Annotated in this window: 13 protein-coding genes; 6 read left to right on the plus strand and 7 right to left on the minus strand. The window is 61.3% G+C overall.

Annotated elements, in window-relative coordinates:
* Positions 1 to 64 precede the first annotated feature (64 nt).
* Both LMTR3_RS12165 and LMTR3_RS12170 read left to right on the plus strand, forming a co-directional pair.
* Positions 65 to 1288, plus strand: a complete 1224-nt coding sequence (locus LMTR3_RS12165) for a vanadium-dependent haloperoxidase (RefSeq protein ID WP_065745245.1) — start codon at positions 65 to 67, stop codon at positions 1286 to 1288.
* Positions 1289 to 1437: 149 nt separating this feature from the next.
* Entirely contained in the window at positions 1438 to 2055 is a 618-nt protein-coding gene (locus LMTR3_RS12170) for a L,D-transpeptidase (RefSeq protein ID WP_065745246.1), read from the plus strand.
* Positions 2056 to 2130: 75 nt separating this feature from the next.
* On the opposite strand, the gene LMTR3_RS12175 is transcribed toward LMTR3_RS12170, so the two are convergent.
* The 4 genes from LMTR3_RS12175 to LMTR3_RS12190 form a co-directional block, all read right to left on the minus strand.
* Positions 2131 to 2610: a Crp/Fnr family transcriptional regulator gene (locus LMTR3_RS12175; RefSeq protein ID WP_065745247.1), complete on the minus strand. Its 480-nt coding sequence runs from the start codon at positions 2608 to 2610 to the stop codon at positions 2131 to 2133.
* 242 nt (positions 2611 to 2852) lie between these two features.
* Positions 2853 to 4142, minus strand: a complete 1290-nt coding sequence (locus tag LMTR3_RS12180; protein WP_084029547.1) for a serine hydrolase domain-containing protein — start codon at positions 4140 to 4142, stop codon at positions 2853 to 2855.
* A gap of 262 nt (positions 4143 to 4404) precedes the next feature.
* Complete coding sequence (locus LMTR3_RS12185) at positions 4405 to 4881, minus strand: hypothetical protein (RefSeq protein ID WP_065745248.1); 477 nt, start codon at positions 4879 to 4881, stop codon at positions 4405 to 4407.
* A 785-nt stretch (positions 4882 to 5666) separates the two neighbouring features.
* Entirely contained in the window at positions 5667 to 7859 is a 2193-nt protein-coding gene (locus tag LMTR3_RS12190; protein WP_084029548.1) for a PAS domain S-box protein, read from the minus strand.
* 232 nt (positions 7860 to 8091) lie between these two features.
* On the opposite strand from LMTR3_RS12190, the gene LMTR3_RS12195 reads away from it, so the two are divergent.
* On the plus strand, positions 8092 to 9468 hold the full coding sequence (locus tag LMTR3_RS12195; RefSeq protein WP_065745633.1) for an ABC transporter substrate-binding protein: 1377 nt from the start codon (positions 8092 to 8094) through the stop codon (positions 9466 to 9468).
* A 198-nt stretch (positions 9469 to 9666) separates the two neighbouring features.
* On the opposite strand, the gene LMTR3_RS12200 is transcribed toward LMTR3_RS12195, so the two are convergent.
* The 3 genes from LMTR3_RS12200 to LMTR3_RS12210 form a co-directional block, all read right to left on the minus strand.
* Positions 9667 to 10449 carry a substrate-binding periplasmic protein gene (locus tag LMTR3_RS12200; RefSeq protein WP_065745250.1) on the minus strand — a complete coding sequence of 261 codons (783 nt, stop codon included), beginning with the start codon at positions 10447 to 10449 and terminating at the stop codon, positions 9667 to 9669.
* Positions 10450 to 10486: 37 nt separating this feature from the next.
* Positions 10487 to 10849, minus strand: a complete 363-nt coding sequence (locus LMTR3_RS36215) for a c-type cytochrome (RefSeq protein ID WP_141686566.1) — start codon at positions 10847 to 10849, stop codon at positions 10487 to 10489.
* A 77-nt stretch (positions 10850 to 10926) separates the two neighbouring features.
* Complete coding sequence (locus tag LMTR3_RS12210; protein WP_065745251.1) at positions 10927 to 12651, minus strand: pyrroloquinoline quinone-dependent dehydrogenase; 1725 nt, start codon at positions 12649 to 12651, stop codon at positions 10927 to 10929.
* A 588-nt stretch (positions 12652 to 13239) separates the two neighbouring features.
* On the opposite strand from LMTR3_RS12210, the gene LMTR3_RS12215 reads away from it, so the two are divergent.
* The 3 genes from LMTR3_RS12215 to LMTR3_RS12225 all read left to right on the plus strand — a co-directional run bounded on the left by LMTR3_RS12215 (position 13240) and on the right by LMTR3_RS12225 (position 16652).
* A complete protein-coding gene (locus tag LMTR3_RS12215; RefSeq protein ID WP_065745252.1) occupies positions 13240 to 13626 on the plus strand; it encodes a transporter substrate-binding domain-containing protein in 387 nt (128 codons plus the stop codon).
* Between the two features lie 173 nt (positions 13627 to 13799).
* Positions 13800 to 15329, plus strand: a complete 1530-nt coding sequence (locus LMTR3_RS12220; RefSeq protein WP_065745253.1) for an SGNH/GDSL hydrolase family protein — start codon at positions 13800 to 13802, stop codon at positions 15327 to 15329.
* A 303-nt stretch (positions 15330 to 15632) separates the two neighbouring features.
* Positions 15633 to 16652 carry an N-acetylmuramoyl-L-alanine amidase family protein gene (locus LMTR3_RS12225; protein ID WP_349643798.1) on the plus strand — a complete coding sequence of 340 codons (1020 nt, stop codon included), beginning with the start codon at positions 15633 to 15635 and terminating at the stop codon, positions 16650 to 16652.
* The last annotated feature ends 4 nt before the right edge of the window (positions 16653 to 16656 follow it).

Raw genomic sequence — 16656 nt, forward strand, 5'->3', positions numbered from 1 at the left:
TATGGAGGTACATTCACACCAAATTGGCAGTCGTTCGGAAATCTCACTTTCGAAGGAGGCAACGATGAACGTTCTGAAATCTGCAATCGTCGGCCTGGCCTTAATCTCAGCCAATACACCGGTTCGCGCGGACGTCATCACCGACTGGAACAACACCGCAATGAGCGTGATGAAGGCGGCCAATGTGGGCGGTAATCCGTGGACGCGCAGCATGGCCCTGGTAAACGTGTCCATGTCTGACGCGGTCAACTCGGTGCAGAACCGATATTTGCGTTACATACCGGAGCTTCCAATTGACCCGAACGCCTCGGCCGAAGCCGCGGCAGCGGCGGCGGCCCACGAAATTCTCATGCGACAGTATCCCGGCCAGAAGGAGCGGATTGATGCAGCCTTCGCGGAGACGATGAAAACCATTCCGGACAACCCCGCGCGGGTTGCCGGTATTTCTTTAGGCGAGAAAGTTGCGGCCGCCGTTTTCGCCGAACGTCAGAGCGACGCGACAAACACGCCCGACACATACCGCCCGCACACCACGGCTGGCATATGGGTGCCGACCACGCTGCCGCTCTTCCCTCAATACGCAACGGCCAAGCCGTGGGGCATGGAGAGCGCGAGTCAGTTCCGCCCGGCTCCGCCCCCGGCCCTCAACAGCGCGCTTTACGCGCGCGATTACAACGAAACCAAGGAAATCGGGGGAGTCAAAAGCACGAAGCGAACCGACGCGCAGTCCGACGCCGTGCGTTTCTGGACACAGGCCAACCTTGGGTCCGCATGGTTCCAGGCTACCCGGCAGGCTTCCGCTCGTCATGGCCTCCCGGTGGCAGAAAGCGCGCGAGTGTTCGCACTGATGTCCATGGCTTTCGCCAATTGCTTCGTCGTCGATTGGGACGCCAAATTCCAATACAATTTCTGGCGGCCGATCACCGCGATCCGTAACGGCGACCAGGACGGCAACGATGCGACTGAACGCGACGCAAGCTGGCTGCCTCTGAACACCACGCCGATGCATCCGGAATACCCGTCGCAGGCGGCGATCAACGCGGGTGCGGTGCAAGGCGTTCTTGAAACAGTTTTCGGCAGCGGGACGGAGAACTTCACCGTGACCGATACTTCCGACGCGCGCCTTTCGCGCCAATTCGCCAGCTTTGCGCAGATGGCCCAGGAGCACAAAGAGGTGCGCATCTGGGGTGGCATTCATTTCCGCAATTCGCTGGAGGTCGGCGAAGCGATGGGTCGCAAGATCGCCGACCATCTCGTGGCAAACTACTACGTGAAGCCGACGCGGTAGGCTCGTGTTCGGCATCATGCCGATGTAAGCGATTTATCGGCTCTCGCCCCGGACTGTGACCTATTTTCAACCGGTGCGGGAGCTTCGCCTTGATTTCTGCACTTTTTGAGCAAACAAATTGCGTCCAGGTGACTTTTGGAGGACACGCGATGATGGGGCGTGGGCTCGCGTTGTTACTAGTGGGGTTACTCGGCGGCTGCATGCAAGCGACGCTTGCGCCGTCATCAAATGCCAGTTTGACCCCAAGGGACCGGCAGTTACTTGGCCACGCGCGTTATGCGCAGGCGAGCATTCCGGAAACATATCGCCGACATATCGTCGACTACACGCGCAAAGAACAGCCGGGCACGATCCTGGTCGATAGCAACGCGCGTTATCTCTATTACGTGCTGCCGGGAGGCAAGGCGATCCGTTACGGCGTGACGGTGGGAGAGGAAGCGCTGGCCTGGGCCGGCGTCGCAACCGTTGGCCGCATGGCTGAATGGCCGGATTGGATCCCGACGGCAGAGATCCAGGCTCGATTAGGCCCCTACCCGAAGCGCGTTGCCGGAGGTCCGGACAATCCGCTGGGCGCGCGGGCGATCTATCTTTACGAGGGCAACAAGGACACGCTGTACCGCATCCACGGCACCAACCAGCCGGAATATATCGGTCAGGCCATCTCGTCCGGCTGCATCCGCATGACCAACGAGGACGTCATCGATCTCGTGAATCGGGTGAAGCTCGGCGCGATCGTGGTCGTCCTCCCGCCGGGTCGGAGTGCGTAGCGAGTTGCGCGGCGTGAGGCGCCATTGCGCCGTTCGCAGTTTTTCGTTCCACCCACGCCGCGCGCGAAACCAGCGTCATTGACTCGCGCGAAGCATCTGCAGCTTGGCAATGCGGTCGTCGGCGCGTCGGAGCCGCCGACAAAGCTCGCGGTTGATATTCTGCATAACCATCACATACGCGTGTATGTCGGTTTTGTAGCACGTGTAGAGTTTTTTGGCTGTGAGCTCGTACAGCACGGTTGGGCTCTCCGCGACGACGGTGGCTGATCGGTTCTGCATTTCGATAAGCGTCATTTCGCCGAAGAAATCACCGGACTCGAGGCCCGCTATGCGAATGACGCGTCCGGCATCCGCCCGCTTGCTCACCACGAGTTGGCCGGAGTGAACAATGAACATGGAGCGCCCCGGTTCTCCTTCCGCTACGACAGTGGCACCGGCGTTGAAGCGGCGCTCGACCAACATCGAGACCAGGAGATCGAGGCCTGCATCTGAAAGGCCACCGAAGAAAGGTGTGGCGAGCAAGAACGCTTTCAGATCGGGGGAGCTGACAGCCATCGACAAAATGTACTCCCGCTCCTAGCGCATGACGATTTTTGGTTAGATCGATTCGGCCGCAGACGCGCTTCACCTCTCCCGCTTGCGGGGGAGGTCGGCGCGAAGCGCCGGGTGGGGGCTCTCTCCACTCGGGCAGTATCGCCCGCGGAGACACCCCACCCCAGCCCTCCCCCGCAAGCGGGAGAGGGAGCGCACCCCCTGCCTTGCGGGTACCGACCGATTCCTAACTTGGTGTCGAATCTTCAATCGGCCGCATAGAACGCCTCCCGGACGGCATTCGAAATTGGACCGGAGCCAATAATCGCCGTCTGGGTCATGACTATGCCGATGACGCGGTTTGTCGGATCGATCCAAAACTGCGTGCCATAGATGCCGCCCCATCCATAGCTACCGGCCGGAAGACGGCTCTTGGCTGCGGCGGGATCAGTCAGGATCCCAAAGCCCAGCGTGAAGCCCCAACCCGGCCCGCGAATCGTCGGCATGTTGCCGGTCGCATTCTGCGTCATCTGCCGGACCGTCTCGGCACGGAGCACCCGCACGCCGTCAAGCTCGCCCTCGTTCTGCAGCATCTGCAAGAACCGCACGTAGTCACCGATAGTGGCACTCATGCCGGCGCCGCCGGAATTGTACGCAGTCGGAGAGAAGGCGCGGTTCGGGTCGAGGCGGGCAGTGCCCTTGGTGGGTGGGAACGGCACTGCCTCAGGTCCCATTACGGGAACGTAGCCTGTGCCGAGTGCGCCCGTGACCTGCGCGGGTCGCGTCACCTGCACGAAGCGTGAGCGAACGGTCTCAGGTGCGTTGAACACAAAGCTCTCGATGCGCAAGGGCTTTGCAATGCGCTCGGTGACAAAAGATTCCAGACTGGTTCCTGTCACCTTCTCGATGACGGCGCCGAGCACGTCCGTCGCAAGCGAGTATTCCCAGCCGGTACCAGGCTGATAGCCAAGCGGAACAGAGGCGAGACGCTGCATTGCTTCAGCGGTGGTTACTTCGGGCTGATCCAGCCCGTCGGTCACGCGCGCGTCGCGATATGCATCCACAAGCCGAGCATTATTGATGAAGTTATAGGAGAGCCCGGCGGTATGGGTGAGCAGTTCGCGGATTGTCGGGGGCCTGTTGGCCGGCCCCTCGGCGCCGTCGGGCCCTCGCACCCGCAACTTGGCGAACTCGGGCAGGAACTGGCTGACCGGATCATCCAGGCCAATCTTGCCCTGCTCGACAAGGATCATCGCCGCCACAGAGGTGACGGCCTTCGTCATTGAGGCAACTCGGAACATGTCGTTTGCGCCGATCGGCGCGGTACTCCCGACCTCGCGAACGCCGACGCTGCGGCTGTAGACCGGGCGGCCGTCCTGGAGGATCAGCGCCACGATACCCGGCGTGCTGCGGCCTTCGACCAATCCCCGAAGGACTTCATCGAGCTTGGCGTTGCGCGCCTCGGGCGAAAAAGCCAGCACCGCAGGGGTGGGGCTGAGCGCGAAAGCTATTACTGCGGCCCCAAGCAGTCGGATGACAAGACGACGTGAGATCATGATATCCCTCCCGTAGACCTGTTCTGACGCGCCATTCTGCAGCTACTTCAGATGGGAAGCAATGTCTCGGAGGTCGCCTATTGGCGCCCTAACAGACATCAGAGACATTCGTGGGGCCCCCACTTTCCCCAGATCCTTGCTCGACAGGGGGCAAACCTCATAAATCATCGAGGTCATGAGCCATGTTGCGAGCACGGCTGCATGAGCAAAGACGCGCCTCACGGCACTTGGGTTGCGGAAGCGCGTCTGTGTGTAGGGCCTCTTACGTACCGGGCGTTTTGACGACCAGCTTTATGTTCAAGAGGTTGACGCCCTTGAACGGGTTCGGCGCGCTTTCGATAGTGCCCGTGCCCGTAGCGTTCGCATAGGCACCCGTTCCCGAGAGGATCGTATATTCGCCAGTTGACCGGCCGTCTTTGACCGAGCCGGTGTAACGCGCCGTGATCGAGCCATCCTCGAACGCGTAGGTGCTGTAGCCGTAGAAGGATCCCGAGCCTTTGAGCAAGTCTGAGGAATTGACGAACTCTTTCACCCCGATACGGCCATCCTTGAAGATGGCGACGCCGAACAGTCTGCCGGACGCGACTGACTGGCCTTCGATGTTTGCTGCCTCTGTTACCTTGTAGTCGATCGGCTTAGTGACGAGCTTGAACTCTAGCACCTGCTCTCCGGCTAGAGCGGTCGGCGCCGCAGTGACCAGAGCCACGCCAGAAAGGAAAACGGCGAGAGACTTGCGCATATGCTCCTCCTGCGTTTGCTGGGATTAAAATGCGGTATGCTTGCCATGCCTCGCCGGCGGCTGAAGTTTTGGAGATCGTCCAGCATGCAGGCTCGGACACAACTATGGGTCTTAGCGACGGAAGAAAGGTTCAGCGTTTGATCTTCGTGATCTTCACCAGCCGGAGGCAGGGCAATTCCATGTCGAAGCCGCCCTTCACTATCGTCCAGAATCCCGGTGAACCGACCTTGAACCGCCGGGTAGCTCGGCCTCGATGTTCCAAAGCGGACATCCAGCGATCGCAAGTCCGAAGGGCGAGCCGACATTAATGCTAGGGCTCATTCACGCGTCGAAGATCAAGCGAGTTCCCGTTTATGAGCGTAAGAGCTTTGTCGGCATAGCAGCGCGCGCGTAACTGAAGCTGAAGTATAATCGATAGCCATTGCACCCTCCCGTTCCGCCAACAACGAGGCTATACACAGAAGGCGCAGGACCCATTTGACGCATTTCGTTTCGGAGGGTCGGGCGTCTCAACTCAAATACAATTCTATCAACTACAGCTTCGGCAAGAAAGCTGCTTGCCCGAGCTTTGACGAGTTCAGTGGTGGGCGTTGCCGCCACCCTTTGCGGACTACGGCTCTCCAAAAATGTTGGTCAGGGGTGCTGCCGTGTTCTCTGTCTCGGGGCTGTGCGGCATGCATCCGGCACTGTCGGCGTTTGCTCCATCGCGGCCTTTCCGAGCATAGCGCAGGAACGTCTGCCGTGGCCGTGAACCGATCTCACTTTGCTTCCCGCAACCTGCAACGTCACGCGGCCGGATTGGACCGGATCTGCCGGGCTTGAACGCTCTCGTCTTGTTCCAGCGGCAGCGAAAATTGAAACACGGCGCCCCGAGGTTCGTTCGCGCTCGCCCACATCCGTCCCCCGTGAGCCTCGACCATCGACCGGCAGATCGCGAGGCCCATGCCCATGCCCTTGGGCTTCGTCGTATAGAAGGCCTCGAATACGCGCTCGACATCCGCCGGGTTCAGGCCCGGGCCAGAATCGCTGATAGTGACGAGTACGCCGCCCGCGGCCTCCCTCTCGCTGTTGATCCGCAGTGCGCCTGCCCGCTCGTCGACGCCCTCCATGGCTTCAATGGCATTGAGGATCAGGTTCAGAATCACCTGCTGCAGTTGGGTGCGATCGCCTTTCACCATCGGCAAGCCCGGCGCGAGGTCGGTCTGCAGCAAGATGCCATGCTTGAGCATTTCGCTCCGGGTCAGCACGACCATTTCGAGGATGGCTTCATTGAGGTCGAACCGATCGTTCCGCGGCGGCACCTTGTTGATGAGGGCCCGGATCCCGTCGATGACGTTGCCGGCGCGCTTGCCGTCCTCGACGATACGACGAAGGGATTCCCGAACCTCGCCGAGATTGGGCGGTTGAGCGCTGAGCCAGCGCAGGGCGGCCCCGGCATTGGTAACCGTCGCCGCGATCGGCTGGTTGACCTCATGGGCAATCGAGGCCGTCAATTGACCCATCGTGGTGACGCGATTGGCATGCGCGAGCTCCGCCTGCACGGCGCGCAAGGCTTCTTCGGCTCGCCTACGTTCGGTGATGTGCCGCCCGACGCCGCGGTAACCGACGAAGCGCCCCGTCTTGTCGAACACCGGCAGCCCGGAGACGGACACGTAACGCTTGCTGCCGTCGGGAGCAGCTCGCGCGAGCTCAAAATCGCGGAATGGCAGGTGGGCATCGAGCGTCTCCCGGTGCTTGCGCCACGCTTCCTCATCAGGCTCCAGGTAAGGCACTTCCCAACGTGTCTTGCCGATCTCCGATCCCGGCGCTGGCGCGTCGGCAAGGCTCTCCGCGAACTCCTGGTGAGTGAAGCGATGTTGCGCATCAGTCTCCCAATACACGTCGAAGGAGAACTGCACGAGGGTGCGAAAGCGCTCCTCGCTCTGCCGCAGCGCCTCATCCGCCCGCTTGCGCTCGGTCAGATCGAGGACAAAACTGACGCCTTGATTTGGGCTTTGTTCGAACATCACTCCGCCGAGCAGCACCGGCACGCGGCTGCCGTCTTTCCGGAAGTACTCTTTCTCAGATGGTTGGACGGTCCCCATCCTTCGCAGCTCTTCCGCGGCGCGTGCGTCGCGGTCGCGCCATTCCGCCGGTGTCAGGTCCGTCCAGTTCAGCCGACCCGAGGCAAGATCCTCCCGGTCGTAGCCCAACATTTGGAGAAACGCGTCATTGGCCTCGAGAATGCGACCTTCGAGATCCCAAATGACGATGCCGACGATGTTAGCGTCGACCAGGCGCCGGATCTTCTTGTCGCGCGCCAGGAGATCGCCATGGAGCGCGATGTTCTCCGCGATCGCCATACGCCGCCTTATTGCTTCGAGGCGTGCAAGCGCCAACCCCACCACTGCCAGTGCTGCGACAACGACGATGGCGGTCGCGATCAGCCAGGCCTTGCGTCGTTCGAGTGCATCGGCGCGCTTCTCCTGATCCACGAGCAGGAAACGCTCGTGGTCCACCATCTGGTCGATTTGCGATCTTATCTCGTCCAGGCTGCGGATCATCGCCAGCGCCGCCTGCCCGGAGGTGCTGGCCGTCTTGACGATGTCATCGATCTCACGCAGCTTTGCTGTAACTGTCAGCGCCAGATGTCCGGCACGATGGTTCTGCAATGGATCGTTCGCGACCAGAGCCTGGAGCGCCTGCGCGTCTCGTCGTACGCTTTCGTCGGAGACGCCGTAAGCCTTGAGATATGAGGGGTCGAGCGTCAGCAGATACCCGCGTCTTTGGGCCTCCACCTCGGCGATGCCCCCCCGCAGCCGATCCAGAGTCTCCAGCACCTGGCGGCTGCGCTCGTGCGCAAAATCTGCCGCTTGTCGATCCTGACGATATTGGATGGCGAGAAGCCCGGCCGCGGCAACCACAGGCAGCAGCACCGCGACCACGAGAGTCAGCGGACGAGCAAAGCGCCGAGAGGACTGGCTCAGAGGGACTGACATGACCTGGGCCTTAGGTGCTCGCGAGAGCGGCTGTTTTGTGATGCCGACGCAAAGTATTGCGAGTATAATGGAGACACAGCCAGACCCGTGCAGATGAAGTGGGAACCGGCATGCTCGGCCGCATAGATTACACCGGCTCAGGCAGCCCGTCAGTTCTCTCGCAAGGGCCAGAACGTCACGGGACGCCCGCTCGCATCTTGTGAAGGACTGCCCTCAGGCAGGAGCGATGCTCATGGCTCCGGGTGAAAAGTCGCCACACGGTCGAGGACCGGCTAACCGGCGCGGCTTCGTCAAGGGATTGGGCGCCGCGGGGGTGGCCTTGCCGGCCCTCGCCATGCTGCCGCGGTGGGGTGTCGCAGAGGATGTCGCCGCGAGCTATGCCAACGCTGCGATAAATTGGAAACAGTTCGCGGGGGAGACGATCACGCTCGCGGGCGCGATCCATCCCTGGTCGAACGCGATCACTCCGCTTTTGTGGGATTTCACCAAGCTCACCGGTATCAGTGTCGTTACCGATTTCCGATTGGAGACCGCGTACCTGGGTGCACTGGCGATCCAGCTCAACCGCGGCGGCAGCACACCTGACGTCTTCATGTTCACGGCCTATGGCCAGGGCATCTCGGCAGGATGGCTCGAGCCGCTGAACGCATACTATTCCGATAAGTCGCTGACCGATCTCGGCTGGTATGACGAGGCTGACCTTCTCGAGACAGCCCGCACATTTCCGGTGTGGCGGAACGGCGAACGCTACGGCTGCCCGATCACTTCCGAGGCGGTGACCTTGTTCATCAACGGCGATGCGCTGGCAGCCAAGAATCTGTCTGTTCCCCGGACTTTCGATGAGCTGCTCGCCGCCGCCAACGCAATCAAGACCAGTGAAATGTCCGGGATCGCCATGCGGGCGCAGGCCGGCGGCAATTCGTCCCCGCCAGCCATGAGCTTCGTGTTCTCCTACGGAGGCGACATGGTCAAGGACAACAAGGCCGCTTTCGCGAGCCCCGAGGCCATCGCGGCCATCGAGATGTACGGTCAACTGCTCCGTCAAGCCGGATCTCGCGGTGTGAGCGGCTACGAATGGTACCACGTGCTGGACGACTTCCTTCAGCGCAAGACGGCGATAGCGATCGACAGCAGCAATTTCGCTACCGACATCTCCAATCCAGCAAAAAGCGTCGTTGCGAGGCAGGCGTTGTTTGCCGCCTTTCCACATGTCGCCGGTCGCCCGTCCGTGCCCTTCATGTCGCACTGGCAGGCGTGCATCAATTCCAGATCACGACACAAGCGGGCGGCTTTTTTGTTTCTACTGTGGGCGACAAGCAAGCCGACTTCGCTGCGAACCGCCGCAGCAGGGCTGGCGACGACACGCGTGTCGGCCTGGTCGGGCGAGGACTTCAAGAAGGCATTCGGCGCCCAAGCCGCGGAGGCCGCGCTGACCAACTTGCAGAATGCCGATGTCGACCGCGCCAAGGCGATCCTTTTCCATTCGCTCTCGAGACCCATCCTGGACGCGTTCATGATCGGCGTGAATGAAGTGGTCTCGGGTGCACGACCGGCAAAGATTGCGATGACCAACGCCGCCGAGAAGGCCAATGCGACAATCCGCGGATAGCGGAGCCGCCGGCGCTTACGTGCGTGGCGACCGCGTGAGACTTCAGCGCAACGTTGCCACTGCCGACGGCGCTCCACAAAAAAACAACAATCCAGTCAACCAGTTCCGTCGGTCCATGCGATCGAGACCCTTGGCCCGATCAAGCGTTGTCAACAGAACGCTGCAAAGGTCGCGACGACAACGCTGCACGACGCGCAATTACTTCGGTGTTTGCAGCACAACCCCGTAGCGCTTGTAGATTCGATCGATTGTGCCGTCGGCCCGGAACCGCTCGATCGCCGCGTCGATGGCTTCGCGCAGATTGTCATCGGGGCGGACCATGCCAACTGCGACATCCCAGTTCAGGTTCGCCTCGCCCTCGTCGCGATCCAAGATACGGAGCGCCTTGTCCGGATGCGTCAGATTGAAATAGCTCGCCACCGTCGGCGTGACTGCCGCCGCGTCGATCTCATGGTTGGCGACGGCCTCAAGGACATCGACCTCAAACCCGAAGGTCGATGTCGGTACCCGCCGCTGACTGATGATCATTGCTGCGAAGGATCCGACTAGGACCCCGACCTTCGTGTGCGCGTCGAGGCTCTTGAACGACGTGAGCTTGCTGGCCTGCGGCACGGCCAGGACAACACCAGTGCGATAGTAGGGTTTTGAAATCCTCAAGTTGGTCTCGCCTTGCGCCTCGCGATCGGCAATCACATCCAGAAGAATGTCACAGCCGGCGCTGCGCATCTGGTACCGGGTGATAATCCAGTCGAGCGTCAGCGAGACGCCGAGCTCGCGTGCCAGCGCCTGTCCCAATTCGACCTGAAACCCTGGCGGATCGCCGGCCTTGCTCGCGAATGGAAGCGAGTTGGGATGAGCACATAATCCGAGTGCGCCGGTCGAGCGGATCATGTCGAGCGATCGTGCCTGCACCGGACCGATCAACGTCGGGCCGATCAACGCCATGGCTGCAACGGCCGAGAGCGGGAAAATTGTCTTCATTCCGTGTCCCCGTGTGAATGGATCGGGTCTCGGCGGTTCAGCCCTCGCGCGGCTTCAAGGCCCGGATGTATTTGATCATCTGTTCGATCTGCGCGTCGGTGAAAGCCTCACCGAATCCAGGCATCGCGCCTTCCTTGCCGTTCTTTATGCGGTCACGCAAAAAATCGTCGTCCCGCGGTGAATTCATCAACTGCGGCCCCCTGCCGGCAGCTCGGCCGCCACTAGAGTGACAAAACCCGCAGGTCCCTGCGAACAACTGCACGACATCCAACGTCCCGTTGTCGGGCGCGGGAGTGGCAGACTGCGCTTGAACCGGCCCGGCATATGCCAGCGACGCGCCCAGCATCGCCGAAAGCAGCGCGATCTTCTTCGATTGCAATTTCAAGACGTCGAGCTCCATTTCCCTGAAACTACCCAGCCGCTTCAGCGCACGGGGAGCAGGCTTGCGCCCGCCCCCGGCATATCGTTTGCGATAGCCTATTTGAGGCTGAAGACGATGAGCGCGCCGTCGTCGCGCGGCATGCTCTTGTAGATGCCGCCGAAGTTTGGCGCATATTCGTCCGCCAACATGCCGCCGAAGCCCGCGGTCACGGCAATGTATTGCTTGCCGCCGACAGAGTAGCTGACGATGCCACCCTGATGGCCGGTGCCATTGTTGTGATTCCACAGTTCGGTCCCTGTTTCGGCATCGTAGGCGTGAATGATGCCGCGCGAATCAGGCACGAACACGAGATTGCCTGCGGTCGATAGCACACTCCCAAGCGGCGGCTCGGGGTAGCGAACCTCCCATTTCTTCACCCCGGTCACGGGGTCGCGCGCGTCGAGATGACCATAGATCTCGCCGCCCGGAGGAGGCGCCATCTTGAAATCAGCGCCGATGTTAAGCTGGGCCTGTGGAGTGGTCACCGGTGTCGTCTTCTGGATGTCGAGCGTCATGCACCATTCCTGGCCGATCTTGTAGTAGAGGCCCGTTTTCGGACTGTACGATCCGGCATTCCAACTGATGCCGCCACCAATGAATGGGCACAGCGGCGGGTCGGTGACCTTCCCCGCAGGGAAGTCGCGACGTCCGATCAGCGCGCCCGTCTTGGGATCGATGTCCTTGACGAAATTGATGTTCTGAACGAGCCGCCAGACGTTCTTCACGGCGAGATTGCGGTCATAAACAAAGATGAAGCCGCCCTTGTTCGGATGGACAATGAGCTTCTGGCCGTCACGCTCGAGCATCACGAACTCGCCGACGGAGCTGTCAAAGTCCCAGGCGTCGTGCGGCAGTTCCTGATGGTAGAATTTCAATTTGCCGGTATCGATATCGAGACCGATCACTGAGCTCGTGTAGAGATTGTCGCCGGGACGCGCGCCTTGCGTCTTGTAGTCCGCGCCCGACCAATCGTAGAGCGGCGCCGGGTTGGCAGTGCCCCACAGAATCGTGTTGGTCTCGGAATCGTAGGTGCCGGGCATCCAGCCGCCGCCTCCGCCGGTGCGCCAGGAGTCACCACCCCAGGTCTTCATGGCTTCCTCGGTGCCGGCAACCGTCAGGAACTCCCATTTCTTTTTCCCCGTGGCGGCTTCGATGGCGAAGATCGGGCCGCGGCCGGGCCATTCACCGCCCTGCGCGCCGATGATCACCAAGCCCTTGGCATAGAGGGGCGCACCGGTGAAGCCGACAGTCAGCTTCTGGGAATCGATCAGCTTGGTGTCCCACGCCACCCTTCCGGTCTTCGCGTCCAGCGCGATGAGCCGACCGTCCACTGTGCCGACGTAGACTTTGCCTTCTCCAAGGGCGACACCGCGATTGTAGGGCGAGTGCGTCTGCCGCTTGACCAACGCCTCGTCCAATTCCGGGAAGTAGTTCCAGACCAGCTCGCCGGTGGCGCCGTTCAGCGCGAAGGTTCGGCTGTAGGAGCCGGTGTAGTAAAGCACGCCATCGGCCACGAGCGGCATCGACTGTACGCCTCGGGTGGATCTTCCCGGAAAATGCATCCAGGCGACACCCAAGTTTCCGACGTTGCCGGTGTTGATTTGAGCGAGCGGGCTGTAGTGGTGCGACTTGTACGACCCGTGATAGGTCAGCCAGTCATTCTGGCCGGCGGCCTCGATCCGCGCGGTATCAACCGTTTGCGCGAAGGCTGACGATGCGGCAAGCGTCGCACCGATCGCAACTGCAACGGGTAGAGAAAAACAACCTAGATGCTTCTTCATCCGCACTTCCTCCCCTTGGTCTTGTTGTTGCGCTGGTCACTGCACCGCCCGGCCCGCCGCACTTGATCGTCTCCCGAGGCGATCGTTTTGTGCCGCGTGCCGGACAATTCCGATTTCCGCTTTCATGAGACGCCCCATCCCCGCTCGGCCTCCATCCCAAGCGCAAGCCAACCGTTTCCCGGCCACGGGGGCTCGCATCTCAGCAGCCGCTTCCTTGAACAACTGTCCGACACGATCGTGTTCCCTTTGCGGGCGACGTTGATGCTGACAGCGACATTGCCGATACCGCAATTGATGCATCGCACCATCGGCTGTCGGCCTACCCTCCGCGCGCGTGGAGCATTCGCAGCACCACGTCCAATTCCTTCCCGGCCTACACGGGCTTTGCTGCAGTCTAGCGTAGTTTCACGGAATCCGCATCGATTTCGGTATTGTAAACCCCTGATCGAACGCCTGCCGGGACCATTTCGCTCAAATGATCAGCGCAATCCTGGCCTACATTCGGGGGCTTGATGGGCTAGAGCGCTTTACGCGTCTTGGAAACCGCGATATCGGCTCGCCCGATACGCGGCAAGCCTCGCGCTGCTGATGCTCTGGAACGCACCGGCGGATGCCCGCTCGCTGGAAACCGTTATCGAGCGCGGCACGTTGACGCTCTGCGCCAGCCCCAACGCGCTGCCGTTTGCAAGCAAGTCCGGAGCGGTCCCAGGATTTCAGATCGAACTCGGCGAGAAAATTGCTCAGCAACTCGGTGTCAAGCCGACGCGGGAGTGGGTGGTCAGTGTGATCCAGTATCGCCGCGCCGATTGCGACCTCGTGCTCGACGTCATCGCCCGCCAGGACACGCCGCCCGCGGGCTGTGCGCGGGTTTCGCGTCCCTACCATCGCAGCGGCGTCGTGCTCGCGGTACGCAGCGACGGCAGCATCGCGCGGATCTATGCTCGCTATGGCATCGAGCTGCGGGCTCCGCAGTGAGGCGCGGTATGATTGGTGTATTGTTATGGGACGTTCAGCGCGCACCACGGACATGGGCCGTTGCTTGCATGTTCCGCACCGAGATGACGCGTTTCACGGTAAACTGAGACCCGCCACAGGGCCTTTGTGCTAGTCTGGCAACGGCAGGTTCTGCGTGTGTGCGGTCCAGAAGCATGCCAAGGGAACCAAAAAGGCAATGCATCTTTACCGAGCGTGGTTGGCCGGTTGCGCTGGCCGTCATGGTGGGAATGTTGCTCGGCCTGGCCGGCCCCACCTCCGCACAGTTCTTTAATTTCGGCGGATATGAGCAGCGGCCGCAACCGCAACGCGGTGGCGGCTGGTTTGGTAACGAACAACGCGGCGGCGGCTGGTTTGGCAACGACACGTTTGCGCCGCACCAGCAGCAGTACGCGCCGCAGCCTCGTTGGAATGGGCGGCAAGCGCCTCCGGCGCCGCGCGAGGATTTTTCAAAGGCGCCGCCGCCCGAAAAACGCAACAGTGTATCGGAGCGCCACATTCTTGTGCTCGGTGACGCCATGGCGGACTGGCTCGCCTATGGACTTGAGAACCACTATGCCGATCAGCCTGAGATGGGTGTGATCCGCAAACACAAGACGGTTTCCGGCCTGATCAAGTATCAGCCGAAGGGTGATCCAGCCGATTGGGCCGCCGCTGCCAAAGGCATCCTCGCCACCGAAAAAGCGGACGCCATTGTCGTCTTGCTCGGGCTTGATGATCGCGTCGCAATCCGCGAGCCGGCGGTCGATAAACCCGACCATAAGGCTGGGGACAAGAAGGACGCCAAGGCCAAACCTGATGGCAAGGTTTCGGGCGCAAAACCCGGTGCGAAGCCCGATGGCGCAACCAAGGCGCCGGATCCCGAATTGCCGCCGGACGATGCCGCCGATAACAGTGGCGCGCGCGCGGTCACTGGAGCGGAGAAGAGCGCGCACTCGCCGAACGACATCCATGAGTTTCGCGAGAAACGCTGGGTCGAACTCTACATGGAAAAGATCGAGGGGATGATCGGCGTCCTCAAGTCCAAGGGTGTGCCTGTGCTGTGGGTGGGTCTGCCGGTGGTACGTGGCGCCAAGTCGACCGCCGACACGGCGTTTCTGAATACGCTCTATCGCGATGCGGCCGGCAAGGCCGGCATCACCTATGTCGATGTCTGGGACGGATTTGTCGATGAAGCCGGCCGCTATTTGCAGCACGGCCCCGATTTCGAAGGGCAGACCCGCCGGCTGCGCTCTTCCGATGGCGTGTACTTCACCAAGGCCGGCGCGCTTAAGCTCGCGCATTATGCCGAGCGCGAAATCAACCGCCTGTTGGCTGCGCGTTCCGCGCCGATTGTGCTGCCGACCGAACCGGCAACGCCCGACGCCAGCGCGCGGCCGGATGAGCCGGCGCCGCGTCCGCTGGCCGGGCCGATCGTTCCCTTGACGGCCTCCTCTGTCGGCACGGATCAATTGCTCGGCGGTCCGGGGCCACGGCGGGTGATGATGGATGCGCAAGCGGCGCGGGTCTTGATCACAGGTGAGCCCTTGTCGGCCCCTGCCGGTCGCGCCGACGATTTTGCCTGGCCGCGACGCGAAATTGGACGCGAAGGGACCAAGGGTGAGACGCCAGTGGCATCAACATCGCTCGATGCCAACGCACGGGCGCCGGCGGCATCGCCAAAGCCGAAAAAACAGCGCCGCTAAGCCAATCGCTTTTGACTGACTTCCAGGAAATGGCCGAAAGCCTGTTTCAGTGCATAGCTATGCGCGGCATCGGAAACCCGGATGTGGCTCAATGACAACACTGACGTGAAATCACGCGAATGGATGCCGAAATCGCTCTCTCCGACTTGTATCCGCCCTCATTGGATTGCGACCCTTTGCGTGTCGAATTCGGTAGGTGGGGTACGATATGTTTTCCATCGGCTGTGCCAGGACTTCGTTCGTCGACATCAACGCAAGCCTCATTCGCATTAGCGCGCCTTCGGGTTCGGTCTCTGGGCGAGCATGAAGCCCCGCGCGTTCATTCGTGTTCTCGGCGGTATCGCTTCGCGATTTTGGCGCCGCGGCCGCATCATCATTGCCGCAATGGCCGCAATGATGCTTCTGCCGATCGAGGTCAGCGACGCGGGCTGGCTGTCGGATGTCTTCAAAGGCTCGTCAAAGCAAGCCAATGCGCCAAAACAAGGCAAGCCGTCGAAGCATGTCACTTCGCGCAAGCGAACCGCCTTGGCGAAGCCAGCCGCCTCGCCAAAGCGCCGCACCGTGAAGCTTGCCGCCCTGGGGCCGGTCGCCTTGCCCTCTGCAGCTTTCAAACCGGTCGCCCCCCTGTGCGATCCCTCCAAGTTCCGGATCGTTCTGGATGTGGGACACACCGCCGAATCGGAAGGCGCGATCAGCGCCCGCAACGTCTCTGAGTTTGTCTTCAATCTGCGCCTTGCGAAGCGGATCGAGGAGAAGTTGAAGGCCGAGGGCTTTACTGAAACCAGGTTACTCGTGACCGAGGGCAAGGCGAGGCGCAGCCTCTTCAAACGCGTTGCCGCCGCCAACGATCTGCGCGCAGATCTCTTGCTGTCGATCCACCACGACTCCGTGCCCAACAAATTCCTCGAGGACTGGGAGTTCGAGGGAAAGAAAAGCCATTTCAGCGACCGCTTCAGCGGATATTCCGTCTTCGTCTCCCGCAGCAACCCGGACTTCAAGGCGAGTTTCGCCTTCGCCGAACTGATCGCCAAGGAAATGAAGGCCCAGGGCCTCGACTATGCCAGGCAATATTCCCAGCCCATCATGGGCCGGTACCAGCGCGAGCTGCTGAACAAGGAGACCGGCGTCTATCGGTACGATGAGCTCGTCGTGCTGAGAAAAACCCGGATGGCTGCCGTCCTGCTGGAAGCGGGCTCGATCATCAACCGGGACGAAGAGCTCAACATGAGTTCGCCTGAGCGGCGGAACATCATCAGCAGCGGTGTCACGGCGGCGGTGAAGCAATTTTGCGAGCCCCGATGGGCCATGCTCGGTCCACTCTGACGAC

It is taken from the genome of Bradyrhizobium sp. LMTR 3 (assembly GCF_001693485.1).
Lineage (GTDB): Bacteria > Pseudomonadota > Alphaproteobacteria > Rhizobiales > Xanthobacteraceae > Bradyrhizobium.